This window comes from Croceitalea marina (genome assembly GCF_042684265.1).
In the GTDB taxonomy this organism is placed as follows: Bacteria; Bacteroidota; Bacteroidia; order Flavobacteriales; family Flavobacteriaceae; genus Croceitalea; species Croceitalea marina.
Genome location: NZ_JBHULB010000083.1, coordinates 150,802 through 174,594 on the forward strand (window position 1 = coordinate 150,802; position 23,793 = coordinate 174,594).

The 23,793-nt window shown below is 37.2% G+C and carries 22 protein-coding genes and 1 tRNA gene; 9 read left to right on the forward strand and 14 right to left on the reverse strand.

Features of this window, described 5'->3' with window-relative positions; genetic code table 11:
- Window positions 1–103 precede the first annotated feature (103 nt).
- A complete protein-coding gene (locus ACFSQJ_RS19560) occupies window positions 104–841 on the forward strand; it encodes an MlaE family ABC transporter permease (RefSeq protein ID WP_377768605.1) in 738 nt (245 codons plus the stop codon).
- Window positions 838–1,605, forward strand: coding sequence for an ABC transporter ATP-binding protein (locus tag ACFSQJ_RS19565; protein WP_377768606.1), 768 nt, complete (start codon window positions 838–840; stop codon window positions 1,603–1,605). The genes ACFSQJ_RS19560 and ACFSQJ_RS19565 overlap by 4 nt, the downstream gene beginning before the upstream one ends.
- 76 nt (window positions 1,606–1,681) lie before the next feature.
- Here the strand turns inward: ACFSQJ_RS19565 and ACFSQJ_RS19570 are convergent, their stop codons facing one another.
- Complete coding sequence (locus ACFSQJ_RS19570; RefSeq protein WP_377768607.1) at window positions 1,682–3,136, reverse strand: DUF389 domain-containing protein; 1,455 nt, start codon at window positions 3,134–3,136, stop codon at window positions 1,682–1,684.
- Between the two features lie 3 nt (window positions 3,137–3,139).
- Entirely contained in the window at window positions 3,140–4,219 is a 1,080-nt protein-coding gene (locus ACFSQJ_RS19575; RefSeq protein WP_377768608.1) for a mannose-1-phosphate guanylyltransferase, read from the reverse strand.
- Between the two features lie 116 nt (window positions 4,220–4,335).
- Between ACFSQJ_RS19575 and ACFSQJ_RS19580 the strand changes: the two genes are divergently transcribed.
- The gene (locus ACFSQJ_RS19580; protein WP_377768609.1) at window positions 4,336–5,169 is read left to right on the forward strand and encodes a metallophosphoesterase; all 834 of its coding nucleotides are present in this window, start codon (window positions 4,336–4,338) and stop codon (window positions 5,167–5,169) included.
- On the opposite strand, the gene ACFSQJ_RS19585 is transcribed toward ACFSQJ_RS19580, so the two are convergent.
- The gene (locus tag ACFSQJ_RS19585; RefSeq protein WP_377768610.1) at window positions 5,166–5,765 is read right to left on the reverse strand and encodes a SprT-like domain-containing protein; all 600 of its coding nucleotides are present in this window, start codon (window positions 5,763–5,765) and stop codon (window positions 5,166–5,168) included. The genes ACFSQJ_RS19580 and ACFSQJ_RS19585 overlap by 4 nt on opposite strands.
- A 98-nt stretch (window positions 5,766–5,863) precedes the next feature.
- Here ACFSQJ_RS19585 and ACFSQJ_RS19590 point away from each other — a divergent pair, with 98 nt between their 5' ends.
- From ACFSQJ_RS19590 to ACFSQJ_RS19600, 3 genes are all read left to right on the forward strand, one after another.
- Complete coding sequence (locus ACFSQJ_RS19590) at window positions 5,864–8,293, forward strand: amylo-alpha-1,6-glucosidase (protein ID WP_377768611.1); 2,430 nt, start codon at window positions 5,864–5,866, stop codon at window positions 8,291–8,293.
- Complete coding sequence (locus ACFSQJ_RS19595; RefSeq protein WP_377768612.1) at window positions 8,286–8,915, forward strand: peptidylprolyl isomerase; 630 nt, start codon at window positions 8,286–8,288, stop codon at window positions 8,913–8,915. The genes ACFSQJ_RS19590 and ACFSQJ_RS19595 overlap by 8 nt, the downstream gene beginning before the upstream one ends.
- A 213-nt stretch (window positions 8,916–9,128) precedes the next feature.
- Window positions 9,129–9,593 carry a hypothetical protein gene (locus tag ACFSQJ_RS19600; RefSeq protein WP_377768613.1) on the forward strand — a complete coding sequence of 155 codons (465 nt, stop codon included), beginning with the start codon at window positions 9,129–9,131 and terminating at the stop codon, window positions 9,591–9,593.
- Between the two features lie 146 nt (window positions 9,594–9,739).
- On the opposite strand, the gene ACFSQJ_RS19605 is transcribed toward ACFSQJ_RS19600, so the two are convergent.
- The 6 genes from ACFSQJ_RS19605 to porV form a co-directional block, all read right to left on the reverse strand.
- Window positions 9,740–10,420, reverse strand: a complete 681-nt coding sequence (locus tag ACFSQJ_RS19605; protein ID WP_377768614.1) for an SDR family NAD(P)-dependent oxidoreductase — start codon at window positions 10,418–10,420, stop codon at window positions 9,740–9,742.
- A gap of 97 nt (window positions 10,421–10,517) precedes the next feature.
- Window positions 10,518–11,531 (reverse strand): M28 family metallopeptidase, encoded by a 1,014-nt coding sequence (locus ACFSQJ_RS19610; RefSeq protein WP_377768615.1) that lies wholly within the window; start codon window positions 11,529–11,531, stop codon window positions 10,518–10,520.
- Between the two features lie 83 nt (window positions 11,532–11,614).
- Entirely contained in the window at window positions 11,615–13,255 is a 1,641-nt protein-coding gene (locus tag ACFSQJ_RS19615; RefSeq protein WP_377768616.1) for a pyruvate dehydrogenase complex dihydrolipoamide acetyltransferase, read from the reverse strand.
- Window positions 13,256–13,260: 5 nt separating this feature from the next.
- On the reverse strand, window positions 13,261–14,259 hold the full coding sequence (pdhA, locus tag ACFSQJ_RS19620) for a pyruvate dehydrogenase (acetyl-transferring) E1 component subunit alpha (protein ID WP_377768617.1): 999 nt from the start codon (window positions 14,257–14,259) through the stop codon (window positions 13,261–13,263).
- 82 nt (window positions 14,260–14,341) lie between these two features.
- The gene (cdd, locus tag ACFSQJ_RS19625; protein WP_377768618.1) at window positions 14,342–14,833 is read right to left on the reverse strand and encodes a cytidine deaminase; all 492 of its coding nucleotides are present in this window, start codon (window positions 14,831–14,833) and stop codon (window positions 14,342–14,344) included.
- An 80-nt stretch (window positions 14,834–14,913) separates the two neighbouring features.
- Window positions 14,914–16,056, reverse strand: a complete 1,143-nt coding sequence (porV, locus tag ACFSQJ_RS19630) for a type IX secretion system outer membrane channel protein PorV (RefSeq protein ID WP_377768619.1) — start codon at window positions 16,054–16,056, stop codon at window positions 14,914–14,916.
- 364 nt (window positions 16,057–16,420) lie between these two features.
- Between porV and gldJ the strand changes: the two genes are divergently transcribed.
- From gldJ to ACFSQJ_RS19645, 3 genes are all read left to right on the forward strand, one after another.
- Window positions 16,421–18,079, forward strand: a complete 1,659-nt coding sequence (gene gldJ, locus ACFSQJ_RS19635) for a gliding motility lipoprotein GldJ (RefSeq protein ID WP_377768620.1) — start codon at window positions 16,421–16,423, stop codon at window positions 18,077–18,079.
- A gap of 65 nt (window positions 18,080–18,144) precedes the next feature.
- Window positions 18,145–19,419 carry a UDP-N-acetylmuramoyl-tripeptide--D-alanyl-D-alanine ligase gene (locus tag ACFSQJ_RS19640; protein ID WP_377768621.1) on the forward strand — a complete coding sequence of 425 codons (1,275 nt, stop codon included), beginning with the start codon at window positions 18,145–18,147 and terminating at the stop codon, window positions 19,417–19,419.
- Between the two features lie 92 nt (window positions 19,420–19,511).
- Window positions 19,512–19,883: a thiol-disulfide oxidoreductase DCC family protein gene (locus ACFSQJ_RS19645; protein WP_377768622.1), complete on the forward strand. Its 372-nt coding sequence runs from the start codon at window positions 19,512–19,514 to the stop codon at window positions 19,881–19,883.
- A 4-nt stretch (window positions 19,884–19,887) separates the two neighbouring features.
- Here the strand turns inward: ACFSQJ_RS19645 and ACFSQJ_RS19650 are convergent.
- The 5 genes from ACFSQJ_RS19650 to ACFSQJ_RS19670 form a co-directional block, all read right to left on the reverse strand.
- Window positions 19,888–19,962: transfer RNA gene (locus ACFSQJ_RS19650), tRNA-Val, on the reverse strand.
- A gap of 27 nt (window positions 19,963–19,989) precedes the next feature.
- Complete coding sequence (locus ACFSQJ_RS19655) at window positions 19,990–20,400, reverse strand: 6-pyruvoyl trahydropterin synthase family protein (protein WP_377768623.1); 411 nt, start codon at window positions 20,398–20,400, stop codon at window positions 19,990–19,992.
- A 78-nt stretch (window positions 20,401–20,478) separates the two neighbouring features.
- On the reverse strand, window positions 20,479–21,315 hold the full coding sequence (locus ACFSQJ_RS19660; protein WP_377768624.1) for a sugar phosphate isomerase/epimerase family protein: 837 nt from the start codon (window positions 21,313–21,315) through the stop codon (window positions 20,479–20,481).
- Between the two features lie 9 nt (window positions 21,316–21,324).
- Complete coding sequence (locus tag ACFSQJ_RS19665; protein ID WP_377768625.1) at window positions 21,325–22,047, reverse strand: gluconate 2-dehydrogenase subunit 3 family protein; 723 nt, start codon at window positions 22,045–22,047, stop codon at window positions 21,325–21,327.
- A gap of 2 nt (window positions 22,048–22,049) precedes the next feature.
- Window positions 22,050–23,774 carry a GMC family oxidoreductase gene (locus tag ACFSQJ_RS19670; RefSeq protein WP_377768626.1) on the reverse strand — a complete coding sequence of 575 codons (1,725 nt, stop codon included), beginning with the start codon at window positions 23,772–23,774 and terminating at the stop codon, window positions 22,050–22,052.
- Window positions 23,775–23,793: the final 19 nt, after the last annotated feature.

Consider the following 23,793-nt stretch of genomic DNA (forward strand, 5'->3'; position numbering starts at 1 on the left):
ATTTAGCATGCAAAGCTATTGAATTCTTATGTTCAAAAAATTAAATCAAGGTTAAATACCATTCAATATTACTATTTTTACGTTTCTAAGTAGATAACCGTTCATGAATTACATCGCTGCCATTGGCAAGTACTTTATTATGGTAGGTGAGGTCTTTAAAAAGCCCACCAAATGGCGCATAATGAGGTCTTTAATTTTAAAGGAAATCGATGAATTGATATACGGTTCAATGGGCATTATCATATTTATTTCTTTCTTTATTGGCGGGGTCGTTACCATACAAACGGCATTGAATTTGAACAGTCCGCTAATTCCGAAAAGTCTTATCGGTTTTGCCACTAGGCAGTCTGTAATATTAGAATTCGCCCCTACTTTCTGTTCAATTATTATGGCGGGTAAGGTAGGCTCTTATATCACATCAAGTATCGGAACCATGAGGGTTACCGAACAAATCGATGCCCTTGAGGTAATGGGGGTCAATTCCTTAAACTATCTCGTCTTTCCAAAAATTATTGCCATGCTTCTTTATCCGTTTGCCATCGCCATTGCAATGTATGTTGGCATTTTTGGTGGATGGGTAGCTGGGGCTTTTGGCGGTTATGCCCCAAGTGGGGAATTTGTGAAAGGGCTCCAACTAGATTTTATTCCTTTTCATATTACGTACTCCTTCATAAAAACATTGGTTTTTGCCTTTGTTATTGCAACTGTACCTTCTTTTCATGGCTTTTACATGAAAGGTGGTGCCTTAGAGGTTGGAAAAGCAAGTACTACGGCATTTGTTTGGACGAGTGTGGTCATTATCATTCTAAACTATATTATAACCCAATTACTACTCGGATGATTGAAGTCGAAAACTTACATAAATCATTTGGTGAAGCCCATATCTTAAAAGGGATTAGCACAACCTTTGAACAGGGCAAAACTAATTTGGTTATTGGGCAAAGTGGTTCGGGGAAAACAGTTTTTCTAAAATCGCTTTTAGGTCTTTTTGAACCTGAACAAGGTAAAATCTGCTACAATGGAGATTATTATTGGGACTTAACCTCTGCAGAACAAAGGGACCTTAGGCAACAAATGGGGATGGTTTTTCAGGGTAGCGCCCTGTTTGATTCTATGACAGTTCAAGAAAATGTGATGTTTCCGATGGATATGTTTACCAAACAAAGCAAAGGAGAAATGCAAGACCGTGTTGATTTTGTATTGAAACGGGTAAATCTCATTGATGCCCACGAAAAATACCCTGCTGAAATATCAGGAGGTATGCAAAAAAGGGTTGCCATCGCGAGGGCCATTGTAATGAATCCAAAATATCTGTTCTGTGACGAACCCAATTCAGGTCTTGACCCAAAAACCGCAATTTTAATAGACAACCTTATTCAAGAAATCACACAAGAGTATAATATCACCACTGTAATCAATACCCATGATATGAATTCCGTTATGGAAATTGGTGAAAAAATTATTTTTTTAAAAGATGGTTATAAAGAATGGGAAGGCACGAACAAAGAAATTTTTAAGACCGATAATGAGGCGGTGACGAACTTTGTATACTCTTCTGAATTGTTCAAAAAAGTTCGTCAAATGTATATTGAAGAGAGGAATTAAAATTCAAGTTCAAACTCAAGAATAAAGTTCAAGAGCAAAATTTGTCATACTGAGCGCAGTCGAAGTACTTAGTAAGCTATTTCAATTCGCTTACTCGAATTGTACTATCCTTTACCCTTATTTTCAGCCAATCAGTGATTCTTTTTATATCTTCTTTTCGCTGCTCCTCCGTTAAACCTTCTTTTAATTTCACTTCAAAAAAGGAAATGGTGTCCATTTTATTAAAGTCAGTTTGAACGCGATTCGAAAATCCTATCCCAACCAAAGATGTATAGTTCACCTTGGCCTCTGCCGTAATTTCTTTAAACGGAATATTTCTAGCTGCCAACTTTCCATAGCTTGCAATTTCCTCCTCTAAAAACCGAATACGTTCATCTTTAGTCAGCAGTTCCGCTTTCTTAGACTCGTACAATTCGTTAACATAATTAAAGCGCTGTTCAGAATCGTCACGGCCTCCTTGTAACACTCTTAAGTCTGCATCAACCAAACGGTTGTATTTGCTCTTTTTATTTCTCCAAGTACTTATAATATTCTCTGGAACCTCTTCGGTACCTAAAATAGCAACCTCTAAATACGAGCCTAGGTCTTTGTCATAATGCACATCGGTCAAATCATTTTCATAGCGCCCGTTTCCTTTAAACTCGTAAACCTCAACGGTATCGGCCAAAAATTCTTGGGCTTGTTTTCTGAATAGTGATTCTTGAAGCACATTGTAAAAAGTAAATCCTGCCGGTATCATTACCGCTAATCCGATAATAGAGGCAATTCGAGCAATCAAACGTCTTCTTTTGGAATTTGCATAGCGTACCATGGGGAACCGCAAGTACTTAATAACCAAGAAAGTAGCTAAAGCAATAAAAATGGTATTAATAGTAAATAGATACATGGCGCCCAAAGCATACAAAGGCTTACCTATGGCCAATCCAAAACCTACGGTACATAATGGTGGCATTAAAGCCGTTGCAATTGCCACACCAAAAATTACGCTGGCAATGGTTCCTTTTTTTGCTCTAGCAATGACCAAAGCCAAGCCACCAAAAAAAGCAATCAAAACATCTCTAATATCAGGTGCTGTTCTGGCCAATAACTCAGATGACTCATCCCTGAGCGGAAAGATGTAAAAAAATAAAAAGGCAGTCAACACACTAAGCACGACCATTACGCTAAAGTTTTTAAGCGAGCGCCGTAACATATCAATATCATTAATAGCAAGTGATAAGCCCATTCCCAGAATCGGACCCATAAGTGGTGAAATAAGCATGGCCCCGATAACTACTGCGGTGGAGTTTGCATTTAACCCAATTGAGGCGATAAAAATGGAACATATCAAAATCCAAGAAGTATGCCCCTTAAAGGGAATATCGGCGATAATGGATTCTTTAGTAGTGATAGGATCGGTATTACTTCTAATCTCGAGCAATTCGAACAAAAACTTTCTTCCACTACCTAAAAGACCTTTAAAGTCTTTTTTTACTTCTTGCTCTGCGGCTTCTGAAGCAGCTTCTTTATCTTCAAATAGGTTTTCACTCATAAACTATGCGTATTGATCTCCGAATTTATCTTGAACCTGACCTCGAATCTTTTTGATATCCTGTTCTTTTGATTTTGGATAAATTAATAAAACATCGTCTTTATCCACGATTATATAATCTTCCAAACCATCTATAACAACTATTTTACCTTTATTGGTCCTAATCATATTTCCCTTAGCGTCTTCCAAGAGGGTCTGACCATTCACCACTGCGTTTTGATTTTGGTCCTTATCCAGTTTTTCATAAAGCGCTCCCCAAGTACCTAAATCATTCCAATCAAAGGTAGCTGGCAAAGTATAAATAGCTTTGGAGTTTTCTAAGATAGCATAATCTATAGAGATGTTTTCGGCTTTTGGGTAATTTTCAGCGATAAAGTCTTGTTCCTCAGCTGTGTTATAACAACTCAGTCCATTTTCAAAAAGCTTAAATTGTTCTACTTGATATTCTTTAAAAGCATTAACAATTGTATTTACTCCCCACATAAAGATCCCTGCATTCCAAAGAAAATTTCCTTGTGCGAGAAAATCCTTTGCAGTTTCAAGGTTCGGTTTTTCTCTAAACTGAGCTACTTTTTTAATCTCAGATGGAGCTTCTTTTTCATACTCTATATACCCAAAACCCGTATTAGGGTATGATGGTTGTATTCCTAAAGTACATAACACTTCCTCTTTTTCACACTTATCAAAGCATGCTTTTACGTCATTTTCAAAAGCTTGTTCATCTTCAATCCAATGATCACTTGGCGCAACAATCATAACCGCATTAGGATTCATTTTTTGAATTTTCATTGCCGCATACAGAATACACGGAGCTGTATTCCGCATGGCAGGTTCCAATACTACCTGTTCTTGCTTTACTTTTGGCAATTGCTCCAAAACCAAATCATTATAACGTTCATTGGTTAAAATTAAAATGTTTTCTGTAGGTATAAACCTATTTAAACGTGAAAACGTTTTTTGAATAAGCGTATCACCCGTACCCAACATATCATGAAACTGTTTCGGGTTGTTCGTTGTACTCACAGGCCAAAAACGAGATCCAACGCCACCTGCCATTAATACTGCGTAATAATTATTGTTCATACTTGAATATTTTGTTTTAAAAACGTAATATTTTTCTTATTTATTATAATTTATTTTCTTTCATACTATTACATCTTTCTATTCGTTTGTTTAATGACACTATTAATGTTCAATTAATGCAAAGAAGAAAATTCTTAAAAGGATTAACAACCATATTTGGGTTTACAACCATCGCGGGATTATACTCTTGGCAACTTGAGCCATTTTGGTTAGAATTTGTTAAAGTAAAAATGTCTATTGCTAACATTCCTAATAAATTAATCGATAAAACTTTGATGCAAATTAGTGATATTCATGTTGGTCCAAAAGTAGATTTTAATTATTTGGTAGATTCATTAAACAAAGCACAAGCTTACCAGCCAGATTTTGTAGTTTATACTGGCGACTTTATTCATTATGAAGATGAAGAGACACTTGTGAGTCTAAGAAAATGCATGAATTATGCCCCAAAAGGTAAACTAGGTACTCTAGCAATTTTAGGTAATCATGATTATGGGGAAGAGTGGGTAGATGATAAAATTGCAGATACAATTACTGGTATTTTAGAAGAAAAAGGGATTATAGTTCTAAGAAATAACTGTAAAAGAATTAATGGTCTTAATTTTATTGGTGTAGATGATTGCTGGGGTACAAATTTCAACCCTAAAAAAGCTTTAAAAAATTACAATCCAAATGAAGCCACTATTGTTCTTTGTCACAATCCAGATGTTTGTGACTTAGATATATGGAACGATTACAATGGATGGATTTTATCTGGTCACACTCACGGAGGACAATGTAAAATTCCTTTTATTAAAGCTCCTGTTCTTCCTGTTAAAAACAAGGATTTTGATAAGGGCATAAAAAAACTTTCTGGAGGAAGAACACTATACATTAACCGCGCACTGGGTCATCTTTACCAGGTAAGATTTAATGTTCGTCCAGAAATCACCATCTTTAAACTAGCTTAGTTCACTTGTTCAACTTCGGCATTGGGCTGAAAAAGATATAACCTGCCTGTTGCTATCTCTACACACTCATACCGCTTAACTCTTTTATTTCCCCTTTTAAAAAGTTTTCCATTATGAATTCTAAAGGTACTACCTAAAGGCAATTCAAAAACATAAGAATGCTCCCGTTCTTCTATATCAAAAGTCTTTAAAGCAATGGCAAGTTTTGCATCTGTACTGCTGCTGGCTTTTGGGTTCTTGAAATGATTGGCTATTACAGGTAAAAGTTTGGTCGGAAATATTTCGGGTCGAATAAACGGCAGCATTAATTGTTGAAAGGTACGTTTCCATTCTAGCCCATGCGGTTTTATTCGCCTGCCGAACTTCTCAAATGCGACCAAATGTGCAATTTCATGTACTAACGTAATTAAAAATCGATATTTATTTAGCGAGGCGTTTACGGTAATTTGGTGCATCCCGTTGGGCATCCTTCTATAATCGCCATGCCGTGTAACCCTATGGTTTACAATTTTTAAATGAACTCCATTCACCTTAATCAAATCAAAGCAGGGTATAACCGCTCTCTCAGGTAAATATTTCTGTAGCACATCTTCCACGACAACAAAAATAGTAGTTTCCTATAGACTCCATATTTTTAAAATTTAAAAACCGAAGAACTTTTTTTGAATTCTGTATTTTTAAAAAAAGTTTTGGCATGTTCAAAAGAATTTCCTTCAACGTTATCCTTTGTCTAATTCTATCGGCTTGCTCAAAAGAAAAAGAAAGCGGCATAAGTGACCTTTTAATAGATGTTCCAAATATTCAGGGGAAACAAGAATATCTGGCATCACCTTTTGTTACTGCAGGTAATAGAGTTTATATGGTTGGCCATCAAGATGGGTCGTTTCCTGATTTAGGATGGCATATTAAAGGTGAAATGGGTGGTGTTTGGAATCATCCCATTAAGCTCATGGACGGATTTGATATTCTGCTAAACTGGGATGATGATTCATATGTTCTAAACCAAGCTGATTCTTTTACCAATTACCCTTTTGCCAATAAACATGATTTTTCCATTGCAGATAAGGCTTTGAAGATAGGGCGATGGCAGTTCGTGCCCGATGATACAGAAGGAATTGCCATTCAACTAGAAATTTATAATGAAGCCGAAACAGTACAAAATTTTGAGCTGGTTTTTACCGGGCATTCAGATTTAAGACCAACTTGGTTGGGTGAACGAACCAATATGATTAATGGTCAAGACGAACCAAGTTATAGTTCTAAAATTAATGGCTGGGTCGTGAAGGACAAAAACAACCCTTGGTACGTTTGTTATGCAGCTTTAGATAAACCAGAACAAAAGTTTAGCTCTAAGCTAAATCAAGAAAAACTAACCTCATCGAATACCTTAAGCTACAAAGTCCGAATTCCAAAGAGGGGTTCTAAAATCTTAACATTTAGTATTGCCGGCTCTTATACTTCAGAAGACGAAGCTATTAAAACATTAAAAAAAATACAGCATAACCTTCCAGAACTAATTGAAGCAAAAAAGAATAGATACAAAGCACTGGCAAATCAAACCAAGCTTACTATCCCTGATGAAAAATTAGAGCAAACTTTTGAATGGCTAAAATACAACTGTGATTGGCTCGTGCGTTCCGTGCCTGAAATCGGAACCGGAATTACAGCGGGCATTCCCGATTATCCATGGTGGTTCGGAGTAGATAGCGAATATGCCTTACAGGGTTATATGGCTGTTGGACAAAGAGATGCAGTGTACAACACCATTAAACTGTTAGATAGTGTTTCTGAAGCCGTAAACGGAAACGGAAAGATTATTCATGAAATGTCTACCAATGGAGCCGTTTTTAATAAAGGCAATATAAATGAAACCCCACAGTTCGCCTCCTTAATTTGGAGAATATACCAATGGAATGGCGATAAAGCATTCTTAGAAAAGTATTTTCCCACTATAGAAAAAGGATTAAAATGGTTGATGGATGCCAATGATCTGGACAAAAATGGTTTTCCTGAAGGTTTCGGGATGATGGAAATTCATGGGCTAGATAGTGAAATGATAGATGTTGTCGTATATACACAAAAAGCATTTGCAGATGCATCTAAAATGGCCGATGAACTTGATAAAACTAGCTTGGCGAACACCTATGAAGCAATAGCAGCTAACTTAAAGGAAAAAATCAATAGTGAGTTTTGGTCTAAAGATTTTAATTCTTATGCCGATTTTATTGGTACAGATAAGCAAACATTACATTTAATAGAAGATGCCATTGTTAGAGCAGACACGCTAAATAAACCTTGGGCCATCAATGAAATGGAGCAAACAAAACAATTCATTTTAAATAATCCATCTAATAAACCTAGACCTTTTGTGCTGCATCATAATTGGGTAGTGAATACGCCAATGGAAATGGGTATTGCCGATAACGACAAAGCTTTAAAAGCACTGAAAACTGCAAAGCGATTTGTAAATCCGTTTGGTGTTTTTGTAACAGGTATAGATAGAGATGAATCTACGGGTTCTGATGATGGCGCTTTTAAAGCCCCTCCCGTTTTTTCCTATACAGGCGCAGTGATGACGTTGCCAACTGGAGTTTCTGCCATAGCAGAAAATAATTACGGTAGACCTAATGAAGCATTGAACTATTTAGAACGAATGACACGTTCCTTTAGCTATGCTTTACCAGGGAGTATGTATGAGGTTTCCCCAGATTTTGGAATGATGACGCAAGCATGGAACATCTACAGCTATGCCTACCCTATTGTTCATCAGTTTTTTGGTATTCAACCAAATGCCGCTAAGAAAGAAATTACGATTAGGCCTCAAATGCCAGATAGCTGGAACAAAGCCTCTTTGGAAAATATTGAAATTGGTAACAATAAAATTTCAATATATTATTGGAAAGGCCCTAAAAGTTTGACTATAAGAACGATACAAACTAATTGGGATTGGTCTCTAAAAGTGGAATTACCAAAGGATTTTAAAAATGCCGGGCTTGTGGTTACACAAGGAGAACAAATAGAAGCAAATGCTGATAAATTTATTGTTTCTTCCAGAAATGGGGAAATCGATGCTTCAATATATTTTGAAGAAGCAACTAACAACAATTCAAAGACAAATGATTAAGAAAAGAATTTTATATGTCCTATATGGTCTTGTAATTATTCTGGGTTGCTCTACTTCTAAATTTAAATCGAGTTGGACGAAACCAATTGCCCCAGAAACATTCACTACCAAATTTGAAACATCAAAAGGTGATTTTTTGGTTAAAGTAGAGCGAAAACTTTCTCCCAAAGCAGTAGACCGTTTTTATCAGTTGGTAAAGACAAAATACTTTAATAATATTCTGTTTTACAGGGTTAATCCAGGATTTGTAGCGCAATTTGGTGGTAATGACAGCCTAATTTATACTAGTTGGAACCGTTATAAAATCCCTGATGAGCCAGTACTACAAGGCAATGATAAAGGAACATTGAGTTTTGCACGAGGTGATAAAGAAAGCAGAGGTACAGACTTGTTTATTAATCTAAGGGATAACAATAGACTAGATACCTTACATTATAATGATGTAACGGGCTTTCCTACTTTTGGGAAAGTAACCAAAGGTATGGAAGTACTTGAAGCCTTGTATTCTGGTTATGCAGATACTACTATGAATAACTTGGACTTAATGTTTAAGGATTTAGATGCCTTTATTAAAAAGTACCCAAAGTTGGATACTATTTATAAGGTTGAATTCTTAAAATAAAGGCCTTATAACTTTAGATTTACTGTTCTCTGTTGCATATCTTTAGAACGCATATAAGAGAAACAAACAACTTTGCTAAACCCCAGCCTAGGTTGGCGTGCATTATACTCCTTCAAAAGACAACTTAACTAATCGTAAAACAGAGTTTACTAATTCCCAATAGTTAAATTGAGTTTAATCATATAATCTTTATAAAACCAAAGTTTTATAACAATGAAAAAATATCAAATTTTAATTATAACTCTAGTAATAATAATCTTACAGTGTGCTTGCAAAAATGAAAACAATTATGAAAACGATACTGAACTTTGTGAATTGCTTTCCAAAATGACCGATGATGACCAAAAAATCAGGAACATGGATTTATTGCAAAATGGAACTCAAAAACAAAAGGATTCCTTATGGAAAATTCAAAAACTAATTGATGGACGAAATACGGAACTTCTCTTAGATATAACAAAAAAACGAGGTTGGGTATCAAAAAATAGCTTGAACTGTGAAAAATATATGGCGCCTGTTGTGATTTTTAGGCATACACCAGAAAAATATTTCAATGAAGTAAAAGAAATAATAGACAAAGAATTCCAAAATGAACGTTTAGATGGACTTAATTACGAATTCATTAATGACCATCTTAATGGTAGACCAGGCTTTAATCTGGAAATAATCGAAAAATAAAGTGTTACACCAATAACTATGATTAATGTGGGTTTGGTACTTAATCCTAAGTTTGGGTATATTTTAAAAGTCCGCAAAAAGATTTTGCCATGTGCTTGGCCGAAAGTAAACGCCAGTTTGCTCTCGGGCTGTTCATAGCTAAACCATTAAGGCGTACTATTACTTACCTGCAACAACTTACCATTATAATACTTATTCCCAGTTAAGGCAAAATCCTTAATATATGCTGCCATTTCCAATGCCGTAGTTGGTGCTTTATACCCCGGGAAAGCTTCTTCTAGCATTTCGGTTTGTACAGCACCAAGGGCTAACACGTTAAATGACGGTCCGGTTTCTTTAAACTCTTCTGCCCAAAGCTCAGTTAACGTAATTACAGCTGCTTTACTAGAACTATATGCCGCTAGCCCTGGAAACTTCATGCTGCCTTGTACTCCACCCATGGAGCTTATGGTTACCACATGAGCCTCTTTATTCATTTTTGGGAGTAGTATTCTCGTCAATTCGGCAACCCCAAAAACATTTACTTTATACACCTTTTCAAATTCTTCTGTAGTAGTATCTGCAAAAGGCTTGTTTAAAAGACTACCTGCATTGTTGATAAGCACATCAACTGTTTTCCATTCTTGTATAAACTCGGTTACCTTTTTATAGTCTTCAATTTTCCCTAAATCAAAAGAAAAGGCAGTAATATTTTTATTGTTTAAGTCTAAAATTGGCTTAGCATTTCTAGATAATGCTAATACCTTATGACCTTCTTCAGCAAAGAGCTTTGCCATTTCAAAACCTATCCCCCTGCTGGTACCTGATATTATAATGTTCTTAGACATAATTTTTTATTCCTACGAAGGCAGGAATCTATTTTATCCCCTCCGTCCTGACTTTACAGTCAGCACACCTCCCCTTATCAAAGGGGAGGAGCCTATATTAATTTAGTTTTACTTCTTGAGTTGCGGCATTAGAAATACCCTCTACAACTGGCAGCATTTTATTTACCATACTTGCCATATGCGTAAAATCCATAATCTCATTTTCATCCCCAACTTTATGGTAGTGGTTAAAATTAGTAAAGTCGAAAGTGCAGAACGTATGAGAAGGCACATTAAACTCTTTATGGAAATCGTAATTATCTGAACGTTGGAATAGGTTATACTCCTTAGCTGTTGGTAAAAATCCGATTAACTTTTTACCTGCGTATTTGTTGCTTACCTCAGCAAGATTAGACATTTCATACCCACTAATATATAATTCATAATCTTTACCAACTAAAGGAACACCTGTCATTTCAAAATTCAACATCGTATAGAGATTTAAATCTGCCTCTTTTAATTTTTTTGCCAAGTGCCTTGAACCTAAAAGTCCTTTCTCTTCGGCACTAAAAAGCGCAAAAATTAAACTGCGTTTATTGGTTTTATTTTTTCCAAAATAACGTGCCATTTCCATAACAGTAGTAGTTCCCGAGGCATTATCATTAGCACCATTGGCAATAGCATCACCGTTTTCTTCTTTGATAATTCCTATATGGTCGTAATGCGCACCAATAAGAATATACTCCCCTTTTAAACTAGGGTCATTCCCTTCAACTATGCCGACTATATTATAAGAGGTTTTTTCAAAATTTGATAAAGTGTCCCTGTAAGAGTCAAAATAAGGAGCAACACCATTATCCTTAAAGTGTTTTTCGATGTATTTAGCAGCTTCCTCAATTCCCTCACTACCAGAATCACGACCTTTTAAATCATCTGAAGCTAAAAAGTTCATAATATCACCAATCTTAGCAGCATTTGTAAAGCCAGGTGTTTCTTTTGGCATTTGCGCCTTTAAACCATCCGGACCAGCAGGTTCGGCCGTTTGCACATTATCTGGATTGGTTTCCACTATTTTGGTAGACCCGCAAGCCGTGGCCAATAGTAGGCTTAAAAAACTTATAGCTATTTTCATGTTCTATTTTTTTGATGTGTTTAAAGATAAAAAAAGCATTCGCCATGGACGAATGCTTTTACTATTTTGATTACAACTCTAGATTAAGCTAGCATTGTTACAGGGTTTTCCAGATATGCCCTTAAAGTCTGTAAAAATTGTGCCCCTGTAGCGCCATCAACAGTTCTATGGTCGCATGCTAGGGTAACTTTCATCGTATTACCAACTACTATTTCCCCATTTTTAACTACAGGTTTCTCTACAATAGCTCCTACAGATAAAATAGCAGAATTAGGTTGGTTTATTATTGAGGTAAACTCTAAAATACCAAACATACCAAGATTAGAAACCGTAAACGTACTGCCCTCCATCTCGGCAGGCGTCAACTTTTTGTTTCGTGCCCTAACTGCCATATCTTTAACAGCACTGCCAATAGTAGTTAAGTTCATTTGATCTGTAAACTTTAAAACAGGTACTACAAGACCATCATCTACTGCAACGGCCACACCAATATGAACATGGTGATTAAATCGGGTAGTATCATTGTTCCATGTAGTATTTACCTGCGGATGTTTCTTTAATGCCATTGCACAAGCCTTTAGTACCATGTCGTTAAATGAAACCTTTGTTTCGGGCAAGCCGTTTATTTGCGCTCTTGAAGCTTTGGCATTATCCATATCCACTTCAATAGTCAAGTAATAATGTGGCGCACTAAATTTAGATTCGCTCAAACGCTTGGCAATTACCTTACGCATTTGCGAATTTTTAACTTCTTCAGTCCCTTCTTCACCAACTGGCAAATTGATAGGTGCCGCGGCAATAGCAGGTGCTGAACTTACAGCAGCAGATGCTGTGGTTGTTGGCTGACTTGAAGCGCTTGGTTGATAATTTTCAACATCACGCTTTACAATTCTGCCATTATCACCAGAACCTTTTACATTTGAAAGGTTGATTCCCTTATCCGACGCTATCTTTTTTGCTAATGGGGAAGCAAAAATACGCTGCCCATCTGTAGTTATAGAAGTTTCAACAGCTACTGCTTCTGCTTTTGGCTCTTCAGTTGTAGCTGCTTCTTTTTTAGTTTCTTCTTTTATTCCTCCCGAAGGTTTTGCATTTAAAACGGCGTTAACATCTGTACCTTCTGGGCCAATAACGGCCAATAAGGAATCTACCGGAGCCCCCTCACCTTCTTGAATACCAATATACAGTAAGGTGCCTGAATAGAAGGATTCAAATTCCATAGTGGCTTTATCTGTCTCTATTTCAGCAAGAATATCGCCTTCTTCCACAGTATCTCCAACTTTTTTCAACCAAGATGCAACGGTGCCTTCTTCCATGGTATCGCTCAGACGAGGCATCGTAATGATTTCCACCCCTTCGGGAACTTCTCCTACACCCGCCTCAGTACTTTTTTCGGCAACCTCTTCAACCTTATCTTCAATTTTTTCAGGCGTAGTTTCCGATTTACTTTCTCCAGAACCGTTTAAAAGTGCAGAAATATCTTCACCTTCTTCACCTATGATGGCCAAAAGCGAATCTACTGGTGCACCGTCTCCTTCTTCAATTCCGATATGTAGCAAGGTTCCTTCATGAAAGGATTCGAACTCCATCGTAGCTTTGTCCGTTTCAATTTCGGCCAAAATATCACCTTCCTCAATTTTATCACCAACATTTTTGAGCCACTTCGCCACGGTACCTTCTTCCATGGTGTCACTCAACCGGGGCATATTGATTACTTCTGCCATTTAGCTTATAGTTTATGTTGTAAAAATGGATAATCTTCTTGTTCATAGACCATATCGTACAATTGTTGTACTGGTGGAAAATCTGATTCTTCAGCAAATTTCTCACATTCAGAAACTAGGTCTTTAACACGCTTATCAATAATTTTTAAATCATCTTCAGAGGCATATTTCTTTTCTAAAATCACATCTTTCACCTGAGTGATGGGATCTATCTTCTTGTATTCTTCAACCTCATCTTTAGTTCGATAGTGCTGGGCATCTGACATTGAATGACCTCTATAACGATAGGTTTTCATTTCTAAAAATGTTGGTCCACCGCCTGTTCTTGCACGTTCAATAGCCTTATCGACTTCTTTTGCAACTGAAACAGGATCCATGCCATCTACTGGGGCACATGGCATTTCATAACCTAATCCTAATTTATAAATATCCGTAGAGTAGGATGTTCTCGCTACCGAAGTACCCATTGCATATCCATTGTTTTCACAAATAAATACAACCGGCAACTGCCAAAGCATTGCCAAGTTGAACGCCTCATGCAATGAACCTTGTCTTACGGCACCATCACCCATATAACATAAAGTAACATTATCACGTTTAAAGTATTTATCGGCAAATGCAAGACCGGCACCTAAAGGAATCTGACCACCAACAATACCATGACCACCATAAAAACGATGCTCTTTTGAAAAAATATGCATGGACCCCCCCATACCTTTAGAGGTACCCGTGACCTTACCGTATAATTCTGCCATGACCTTTTTTGGGTCAACACCCATACCTATAGGTTGCACATGATTTCGGTAAGCCGTTATCATTCTATCTTTATTCAAATCCATTGCGTGCAATGACCCTGCAAGAACAGCCTCTTGACCGTTGTATAAATGTAGAAATCCTCTAACTTTTTGCTGAATGTAAACCGCAGCAAGCTTGTCTTCAAACTTGCGCCAGAACAACATGTCTTCGTACCACTTTAGGTATACCTCTTTCGTGATTTTTTTCATTAAATAATGATGTTAAATGAAGTTCCCTATCATAAGGGAAAAACAAAAATACATATATATCTGTTTTTGGGAAACAAATGATTTAAGAATCCCCTAAAAAAGAATTATTAAAGGCCAAGGGAAGTAATTCAGCGATTGAATTGCATTTATAAATTTTTCCTTTTTCTCCTCGCATTAAAATTGTGATCGGCGTTTTCTGTTTTTGCTCATATTCTGCAATTGATTGCCTACAATTACCACAAGGGCCAGCAGGGGTATCGACAACATAATTTTTTGAGGTAGCGGTTATTGCCATCGAAATTATTTTTTGGTTGGGAAAACGTGCCCCTGCCTGAAAAATAGCGACCCTTTCGGCACACAGACCCGATGGATATGAGGCATTTTCTTGATTGTTTCCAATGACTATCTCGCCGTTTTCCAAGAGTATCGCTACCCCAACTTGAAAGTTGGAATATGGTGCATAGGCATTAGCCCTTGCCTCGGTCGCTTTATAAAGTAAGTCTTGCTCCTCTTTGGACAATTCATCTTCAGCATTGTAAATACTGAGCTCAAATTCAATCTTTTTTTTCTCCATTCTTCATAAACCTATCCCCTAAAAATAACAAAACCCCAACGTTATGTTAGGGTTTTATATCAAATTATAGCATTAATCTTTTAATCGTTGTAGAATTCTTCGCCAAAATTAAAAGTAAGCGAAAAACGTAAGGTATTTTCAAGTGGGTTTCTAACTTGTGCCGTAGAGAAAAGGTAGGACAAATCTATTTGAGCAGATTTAAACTTAAAGCCCGCACCTATCGTAGCAAACTGCCTAGAACCTTTTACCGGACTTTCATTAAAATATCCGGCTCTTAACATAAAGGCATCTTGATATCTATACTCTGTACCTAAAGACCAAGTAACTTCTTTTAGCTCTTCGCTAAAACCGTCTGGCGCATCACCAAATGACTCGAACACTCCGCTAAAAAAACTTATGTTTTGATAGATGTCATTATCAGCACTATCAATTACGCCATCGCCATTAAAATCACGCGGTGTCGGCACTAACAATTTATTAAATTCAGAGTAGATACCAACAACATTATCGGCATCAAGAATAAAGTCAAAACCCGCACCAAACCTTAAATTGGTGGGTAAAAAGTTTTCTTGCCCCCCTTCATCATATTGTAATGAACCGCCGAGATTAGAAATGTTAAAACCTGCGCGCCATCTACCGTCAAAATTATTGTAGGCAACTTCCCTTGATTGAAAGAAACCGGCAATATCTACTGCAAAAGCATTTGCGGCTTGAGAGTCTTGGGTGCCATCTTGTAATCTAAGATTAGAACTTATGAATCTACCCCCGACTGCCATTGAAAACGTTTCACTCAATTTTAAGGAGTATGAGCCATCTATGGCAAATTCATTGGGTTTTACAAGCGTACCTTCTTCGTTTATAGTCTGTCTCAACTCAATTTCGCCTAGACTAAAATACCTAATGCCAACTGCAAAGGCACTTGTTTCATCAAGCTTGTTCGAAAAAGTTGCGGATAACAAACCGATATCTGAAACTACATTTTCCAAAAATGGCGTATAACTGGCACCAATCATAGATTTTCTCTCAGAAAATGCATATTTAGCCGGATTCCATTGTTGTGAAAAGGCATCAACAGAAGTGGCAACGCCCATATCACCCATACCAGAAGCTCTGGCATCTCCAGAAATAGTTAAAAACGGAACTGCCGTAGTAATTACCCTTTCTTGCTGTGCAGAAACTTTAACAACGCAAATAAGCGTTATCAAAACGATTAATTTTTTCATTCTTTCTCGTTATAAAGTTGTAAGTTTTTATACTTTAAAAACCAGTTCTCGCCCAGAGAACCATTTAACATATTATACAGAAACGCTCTTTTTTATAAATTCTTGTTCAAGAAAGTCCTTTTTAGACCAAATACATTCATGTACACAAATAAAGTGAACGTTAAACCCAGATACTACGCATACTATAATTGATTTTACGTCGTTATTGTGGTAGTAATAAAATCGAAAAAAATTAACTGAAAGTTTTTCTCGGGATATAAAATATTGTGTCCATCTTTTCGTTTTATTGCCTGAAGTGATATTAAATCAAATAAAATTGAAGTAGCCGAATACGTTTTCGGTTTATCGAACTCAAGTCCTAATTATGAAAAAACACTTAGTAAAAGTTGTACTATCCAGTGTGGTTGTAGCGGTAAGTTTTTCAAGTTGCAAAAACTCATCTTCTTCGTCTAAAAATGTTTCGAGAGCAACTGGATGGAAAATTAATGCCAAAGATGGCGGTTTTCAATACAACTCTGATTTTAAAGAACAAGAAACTCCTCCGGGAACGGTCTTTATAGAAGGTGGTACTTTTACCAAGGGGCAAGTTCAAGATGATATTATGCATGATTGGAACAATACCCCAACCTCTCAACATGTGCAGTCTTTTTACATGGATGAAACTGAGGTAACCAATAAAATGTACATGGAATATCTAGATTACCTTAAAAAGGTATACCCTCCAGAAAATCCTATGTACGCAAATATTTACAAAGGTGCATTGCCAGACACATTGGTTTGGAGAAACCGCTTAGGTTTTAACGAAACAATGACCAATAACTATTTGCGCCACCCCGGGTATGCAGAATACCCTGTAGTTGGTGTTAATTGGATTCAGGCAACGCAATACGCAGAATGGAGAACCGATAGAGTAAACGAATACAAACTTGCCCAAGAAGGTTTTATTGAAGAAGATGCTTTATATGGGGTACTTAACGGTGAAGTAGATGGTACTTTTAGTACTGAAGCCTACCTTAACAATCCAGAATCTGTATATGGAGGTCAAATCGATTCACTTCAAGGAAAGCAGAAAAAAGATTCTATAAATAGTTTTGCAAAAAGAAGTTCAGGTATTATTTCTCCTGAATATAGATTGCCAACTGAGACCGAGTGGGAGTATGCCGCGCAGGCACTTATTGGCACTCGTGAGTACAACAATTATAGAGGTCGAAAAAAATATCCATGGGAAGGTGATTACACCAGAAATGGACAACGTGTAGGTCGTGGCGATCAATTGGCAAACTTTAAGCAAGGAAAAGGTGACTATGGCGGTATTGCCGGATGGTCAGATGACGGAGCTGATATCACAGGTCAAGTGAAATCATATAAGCCAAATGATTTTGGTCTTTATGATATGGCCGGTAACGTTTCGGAATGGGTTGCCGATGTTTACAGACCAATAGTTGATGACGAGATAAGTGATTTCAACTATTATAGAGGTAATATTTACACGAAAAAAGCGATCGGTGAAGACGGAAAAGTTCAAATTATTAGAGATTCTGTAGTTTTTGACACCTTACCTAACGGAAAAGTTGTTGCTGTAAACCTTCCAGGTGAAATCAAAGAAGTTCCGGTTGATGAGCAAGAAACTTATTTAAGAACTAACTTCTCATCTAGTGATAACAGAGGTTATAGAGATGGTGACCCAGGTTCTTCAAGATTCTATCAAAGATTTAGTGATGACGAAGAAGATAATAGAAAAATGTACGATTCTCCTAAGCATAAAGTGGAGCGTGATTCTACAGGTAAAATTTTACGTCAGTATGATACTTCTAACTATAGAACTTCCTTAATCAATGATGAGGTTCGGGTATATAAAGGTGGTTCATGGAGAGATAGAGCATTTTGGTTAGACCCGGCACAACGTCGTTACTTACCACAATATATGGCAACCGATGATATTGGCTTTAGATGCGCTATGTCAAGAGTAGGTTCTAAATCAAAGTCCAAGAACAAAACAGTAAGACATAAGAAATCGAAATAATTAGATTTTTATTATAAAGTAAAAAGCCTTGATCTACCATCAAGGCTTTTTTTTATCTTCGATTTATGAATGTGACCGAGCTACATAAACTGTTCTTACAGTTTCCTGAAATATCTACAGACACAAGAAAAATAACTCCCAACTGCATATTCTTTGCGCTTAAGGGGTCTAATTTTAATGGTAACAAGTTCGCTGAAGAGGCTTTAAAAGAAGGTGCTTCTTATGCCATAGTTGATGAGGTAGATTATCAGACTTCAGAAAAGACGATTCTCGTTGACAATGTTTTAGAAACATTGCAAGAATTGGCTACTTTTCATCGTAACTATTCGAAAACCAGAGTAATCTCACTAACTGGCAGTAATGGAAAAACAACTACGAAAGAGCTCATTAATCTCGTACTCTCAAAAAAATATAAAACCATTGCCACTAAAGGAAATTTAAACAATCATATCGGTGTTCCATTGACCCTTCTTTCCATTAAAGAAGATACAGAATTGGCAATAGTAGAAATGGGAGCCAATCATCAAGGAGAAATTGCCTTTTTATCTGGATTGGCCCAACCAGATTTTGGGTACATTACCAATTTTGGAAAAGCCCATCTAGAAGGTTTTGGGGGAGTTGAAGGGGTCATTAAAGGAAAAAGTGAGTTATTTACCTATCTCATCGAAAATGATAAGCGCATTTTTTTAAATGCAGATGATGCCATTCAAAAGGAGAAATTGGCTACTTACATTAAAAAATTTGGTTTTAGCCAGACTGACTCAGTATATTATCAAATAGAGTTGCTTAGTGCTTCTCCATTTGTTCAAATAAAATTCGAAGACCTAGTAGTAAATACCAACCTTATTGGGGCTTACAATTTTCACAACTGTTGTGCGGCAATTTTAATGGGAAAATACTTCAACGTTCCTCCTAATGAAATCAAGGTAGCTCTTGAATTTTATAACCCTGACAACAACCGTTCGCAATTGATGAAGAAGAACGGACATGAAATAATCTTAGATGCCTATAATGCCAACCCGACCAGCATGATGGCGGCTCTTGAGAATTTAAGTTTAATAGAATCTTCACAGAAAACCCTTTTTTTAGGTGATATGTTCGAGCTCGGCGAAACGGCAAATGAAGAACATCAGTCTATAGCCGATTATGCCCAGAAACTAGGATTTAAAGATGTTTATTTAGTTGGAGAGAACTTCTTTAAAGTCAATACCACTTTTCAAAAATTTAAATCATTCGAGAAGCTTAAGTCATACCTAGTTGATACAAATTTACCAAAAAGCACCATGCTTATAAAAGGCTCAAGGGGCATGGCCCTAGAACGTATTTTAGAGCTGCTCTAAATGCTAAACTTTACTAAAAATTACTTTTTTTGAGTTTGATGTGAAATGGTTCCGGTGGTTCTACGACCTATAAGGGGTAACAACTAGTAATCATGGACAACAGTATTATCATTTTTGACGGTGAATGTAATTTATGCAATGGCGTGGTAGGTTGGTTATTAAAATTCGCCCCTGCCGATAGCTTTAGTTTTGTAGCGTTTCAATCGCCATATGGGCAATCTTTACTACATACTTTTGGTTTTCCGAAAAAAGAGTTGACCACGGTTATCTTAATTGATGAGGCCGGTGCACATACCCATTCTGATGGTTTTTTAAAAATAGTTTCACAAATACCCAAGTGGAAATTGGTTGCGGCATTACTAGCCTTCGTACCAAGAATTATACGAGACACCATTTATAACCTAGCTTCAAAAAATAGGGTTCGTTGGTTCGGGAAATCGAATACGTGTACGGTAGGGTTTTAAAAAGTGGAGTATACTGGATTCGAACCAGTGACCTCTGCCCTGTCAAGGCAGCGCTCTAAACCAACTGAGCTAATACTCCAAAAAGTGCTGCAATATCGTAAAAATGTTACCAATCACCATACTCGGCAGCATTCTTTTGAGTTTCATGCAATGTAATATGAAGCAAATGCCCTTTTAAAAGTTTAGGCTTAAGAATATCATAGATGACTTTTACAAAATTTTCGGTCGAAGGCATAATTCCTTTAAACTCCTCACAGTCTTCGTTCAGGTTTTTATGATCAAAACGCTCTTCTACTTCGTATTTAATCATTTCACCTAAATCGGCCAAATCCATTACAAAACCTGTCTGCTGGTCTACTTCACCTTTAACCCGAACCTCTAAATCAAAATTATGGCCATGATAATTTGGACTATTGCATTTTCCAAAAACCTCTAGATTTTTTTCGTCCGACCAATCAGGGTTATGCAATCTATGCGCAGCATTAAAATGTGCTTTTCTACAAATAGTAACTACCATGGTATTGAATAAGATTGCAAATTTACTTCAAATTTCATTTTCAAAATAAATTAGTATCCTAATATGTTGCGGCAGTACTTATATTTTTCTCAAAAAATCTAAACTCTGTGGAATTTGCTCGACCACTCTGGAAGATTCATCTTCAATAAACATATATTCAACGCCCATCTCTTTACCCTTAAGCATTAAAGCCTTGATATCTATCATACCTGAACCTAAGACTACGTTGGTCTCAACATCACCATGGCCGGTATGGTTTCCAACAGTGCCTTTCTTCATATCTTTTAAATGCATCAACTTAAATTTTTCAGGATATCTTTCAAAAAGCGCAAATGGGTCTTCACCACCATGTACTACCCAGTACACATCCATCTCAAAGTCAAAGCTTTCCTCATTTTTAGCCATATAATCGAATAAGGTTCCATCTTCATAAGGCTTGAATTCATAACCATGGGGGTGGTATACCAACTGGATCCCTTCCTTCTTTAAGAACTCACCAGAAGCATTAAATACTTTTACAGCCTCCTTGGCATTTTCAATGTTAAAATGATCATCTTTATGGGCAATCCATGCGCACATTACATATGTTGCTCCAAAAGCTTTGGCACGTCTCAAAGTTTCTTCCGGGTTGTCTCTCAGCTCTTCAAAACTAGCACCGACGCTAGCTGTTTCAATTCCATTTTTATTCAATAAATCGATAAATTTCGACTCTTCCATACCATAGGTGTTTTCCCCACCTTCAATAACATTTATCCCCCAAGATTTAATTTGTGCTATCGTACCCGGTACATCTTTTGGAAACTGCGCTCTTAGACTATACAGTTGTAGCCCAATATTGTCTTCAACGTAATTATCGTTCTTACAGCTACTGACCATAATCGCTAAAATAAGCGCCCTCAATATAATTTGCCTCATTATAGTTTTCTAAGTTAACAGGTTACCCTCTTCATCCCACTCGGCGGCAATATTGCGTTTACTTTGATCTACACATTTTGCAATCCATTCAGGGTCGTAAGCCACACCATGTTGATCTAAAACATCTTGTGGAACACCATCCCAAACATTGGGCATATTGCCCTTATAGCCCAGTTCTTCAATACCTAGTTTGGTAGTATAAAAACCAGACATGGTTAAATTTCTGACCATACTAAAAAAGTTCACCTCAAAAGGTCTTTCACTATCCGGAGTATTGGGGTCATAATATGCAATTTCATCTAAAATCGCTTTTTGTTGTTCAATTGTGGCATCCTTAAAAACAAGCTCATTTTCTGTATTGCATTTATGGTCTAACCACATTAAACCACCCTTTAGATCGGTCTGCATTTTTTCTGATTCGGTATCCCTCGCTATAAAATCAATAAAAGAAACCACATCTGCATCAGATGCGCCTTTGTATTGCTCACTTGGCGGGAGAATTAGATCACAAAGCACAACCATGGTTTCTCTTTGGTGCTCGTTGAAAAAATCTTCCCCTTCTTTGATTTCAGTTAGAATCTTATTCTCGTAATCGGTACGCCATTTGACAGGTTCGTGTGCTTTTACATCTGTTACTTCCGGTTTTTCTTCACCAGGCTTACAACCATGTGCGGCCAAACCTGTCGCCACGGAACCTAAGGCTATTGCTTTTAAACTTTTTCTTCTATCCATGGTTAAATATTTTGTTTTTTTAATTGTTCAATAACATAGTCTGAAGCTCTCCATGAAAGTGCCAAAATTGTCCAGGTACAATTTTTGTCCGCTTGTGAGGTAAATACTCCCGCATCAACAACAAATACATTATCGACATCGTGTAACTGCTGGTATTTATTGGTCACTGATGTTTTAGGATTATCCCCCATTCTAGTTGTCCCAACTTCATGAATGATAGCACCTGGAGTATGAAGACCATAGTCCCTATCCTTACCTGGTTTATCGCCCATAAGTTCGCCTCCCATATTCGTCAATATTTCTTCGAAGGTATCATGGGCATGCTTGGCCTGATTTCGTTCTAAGTCTGACCACTTATAATGGAAACGCAGCACAGGTATACCCCATTCATCAACAACATTAGGGTCTATCTCACAATAATTATCTTTTCTTGCAATCGACTCACCTCTAGCAGATATACCAACGACGGCACCATAATATTTTTTCAAGTCACTTCTCAGGATATCTCCGTACCCCCCTGCTTTTGTTCCAAAAAACTTATTGAAATCATTTACATTAAAACCCGTTCCGTAGCTGGGCATGCCCATACCTCCCCAAATTTCAAGATGATATCCGCGCGGAAAATCAAGTTTGGAATTGTCGCCCCACCAAGGTGAATAAATATGCATTCCACCTACCCCGTCTTCGTTGTAGGATACTTTCCTGTTCATTAAATCTGGAATAAATGCAGCCCTATCGGCACCTGTTGAATCATGTAAATATTTACCAACTACATCACTACTATTACCTAAACCATTAGGGTGTTGCTTGCTTTTGGAATTCATTAATATTCTAGCCGAGCTACACGCAGAGGCAGCTAAAATTACTGTTTTGCCCTTCAACTTATATTCTTTTCTATCGTCTTTACTAATGTACGATACGCCCGTAGCTCTTCCTTCTTCATCGGTAGTTACTTCCCTTACCACAGAGTTTACAAAAAGATCTACTTGGCCTCTACTTTTCTGTGCCGGAAAAATTAAACAGGTACCTGCAGAAAAATCAGCATAGACCTGACAAGCCCTAGCACATTGCCCACAATAAAAACAAACACCACGTTCATTATTGATGCGCTTGGTCAACATCGACATTCTGGAAGGGTATACGGGTACTCCAGATTTTTTAGCCCCATTAATATAAAAAAGCTCATGTAATCTTGGCTTTGGAGGAGGTAGAAAAAAACCGTCCGGATCATTAGGGAGCCCTTCGTTGGTTCCAAAAACACCTATAAGCTTATCAACCTTATCATAGTACGGTTTTACATCGTCATAACCTATAGGCCAATTATCGCCATAACCATCCCGGTCTTTTCCTTTAAAGTCTTTTGGCCCAAATCGTAATGAAATACGACCCCAATGGTTTGTTCTGCCCCCGAGCATATGTGATCTAAACCAATTAAATTTAGTTCCTTCAACATGCGTATAAGGCTCTCCTTCAATATCCCAACCACCATAAGCAGCATCATAGTCGCCAAATGGCCTATATCGAGTACCTGCACCACGTCTTTCGGACTCATATGGCCAACGTAGTTGTGTTTTTTGCTCTGGGTCGGCAGGGTCAAAAAATGGACCTGCCTCCACTACGGCAATATCTAGTCCGGCATCTGCCAAAACTTTGGTGGCCATTCCCCCTCCGGCACCCGAACCTACGATTATAGCATCGTAAACTTTAGCGTTTTCTATTATCTGCATTAGCTCGTTTTTATATTAT

Coding starts and splice junctions, on each gene's coding strand:
- ACFSQJ_RS19565 (WP_377768606.1), top strand. CDS start 838: ATGATTGAAGTCGAAAACTTACATAAATCATTTGGTGAAGCCCATATC.
- ACFSQJ_RS19570 (WP_377768607.1), bottom strand. CDS start 3,136: ATGAGTGAAAACCTATTTGAAGATAAAGAAGCTGCTTCAGAAGCCGCA.
- gldJ (WP_377768620.1), top strand. CDS start 16,421: ATGAAAAAACACTTAGTAAAAGTTGTACTATCCAGTGTGGTTGTAGCG.
- ACFSQJ_RS19615 (WP_377768616.1), bottom strand. CDS start 13,255: ATGGCAGAAGTAATCAATATGCCCCGGTTGAGTGACACCATGGAAGAA.
- ACFSQJ_RS19560 (WP_377768605.1), top strand. CDS start 104: ATGAATTACATCGCTGCCATTGGCAAGTACTTTATTATGGTAGGTGAG.
- ACFSQJ_RS19590 (WP_377768611.1), top strand. CDS start 5,864: ATGTTCAAAAGAATTTCCTTCAACGTTATCCTTTGTCTAATTCTATCG.
- ACFSQJ_RS19580 (WP_377768609.1), top strand. CDS start 4,336: ATGCAAAGAAGAAAATTCTTAAAAGGATTAACAACCATATTTGGGTTT.
- ACFSQJ_RS19595 (WP_377768612.1), top strand. CDS start 8,286: ATGATTAAGAAAAGAATTTTATATGTCCTATATGGTCTTGTAATTATT.
- ACFSQJ_RS19605 (WP_377768614.1), bottom strand. CDS start 10,420: ATGTCTAAGAACATTATAATATCAGGTACCAGCAGGGGGATAGGTTTT.
- porV (WP_377768619.1), bottom strand. CDS start 16,056: ATGAAAAAATTAATCGTTTTGATAACGCTTATTTGCGTTGTTAAAGTT.
- ACFSQJ_RS19610 (WP_377768615.1), bottom strand. CDS start 11,531: ATGAAAATAGCTATAAGTTTTTTAAGCCTACTATTGGCCACGGCTTGC.
- ACFSQJ_RS19655 (WP_377768623.1), bottom strand. CDS start 20,400: ATGGTAGTTACTATTTGTAGAAAAGCACATTTTAATGCTGCGCATAGA.
- ACFSQJ_RS19665 (WP_377768625.1), bottom strand. CDS start 22,047: ATGGATAGAAGAAAAAGTTTAAAAGCAATAGCCTTAGGTTCCGTGGCG.
- ACFSQJ_RS19640 (WP_377768621.1), top strand. CDS start 18,145: ATGAATGTGACCGAGCTACATAAACTGTTCTTACAGTTTCCTGAAATA.
- cdd (WP_377768618.1), bottom strand. CDS start 14,833: ATGGAGAAAAAAAAGATTGAATTTGAGCTCAGTATTTACAATGCTGAA.
- ACFSQJ_RS19600 (WP_377768613.1), top strand. CDS start 9,129: ATGAAAAAATATCAAATTTTAATTATAACTCTAGTAATAATAATCTTA.
- pdhA (WP_377768617.1), bottom strand. CDS start 14,259: ATGAAAAAAATCACGAAAGAGGTATACCTAAAGTGGTACGAAGACATG.
- ACFSQJ_RS19575 (WP_377768608.1), bottom strand. CDS start 4,219: ATGAACAATAATTATTACGCAGTATTAATGGCAGGTGGCGTTGGATCT.
- ACFSQJ_RS19660 (WP_377768624.1), bottom strand. CDS start 21,315: ATGAGGCAAATTATATTGAGGGCGCTTATTTTAGCGATTATGGTCAGT.
- ACFSQJ_RS19645 (WP_377768622.1), top strand. CDS start 19,512: ATGGACAACAGTATTATCATTTTTGACGGTGAATGTAATTTATGCAAT.
- ACFSQJ_RS19670 (WP_377768626.1), bottom strand. CDS start 23,774: ATGCAGATAATAGAAAACGCTAAAGTTTACGATGCTATAATCGTAGGT.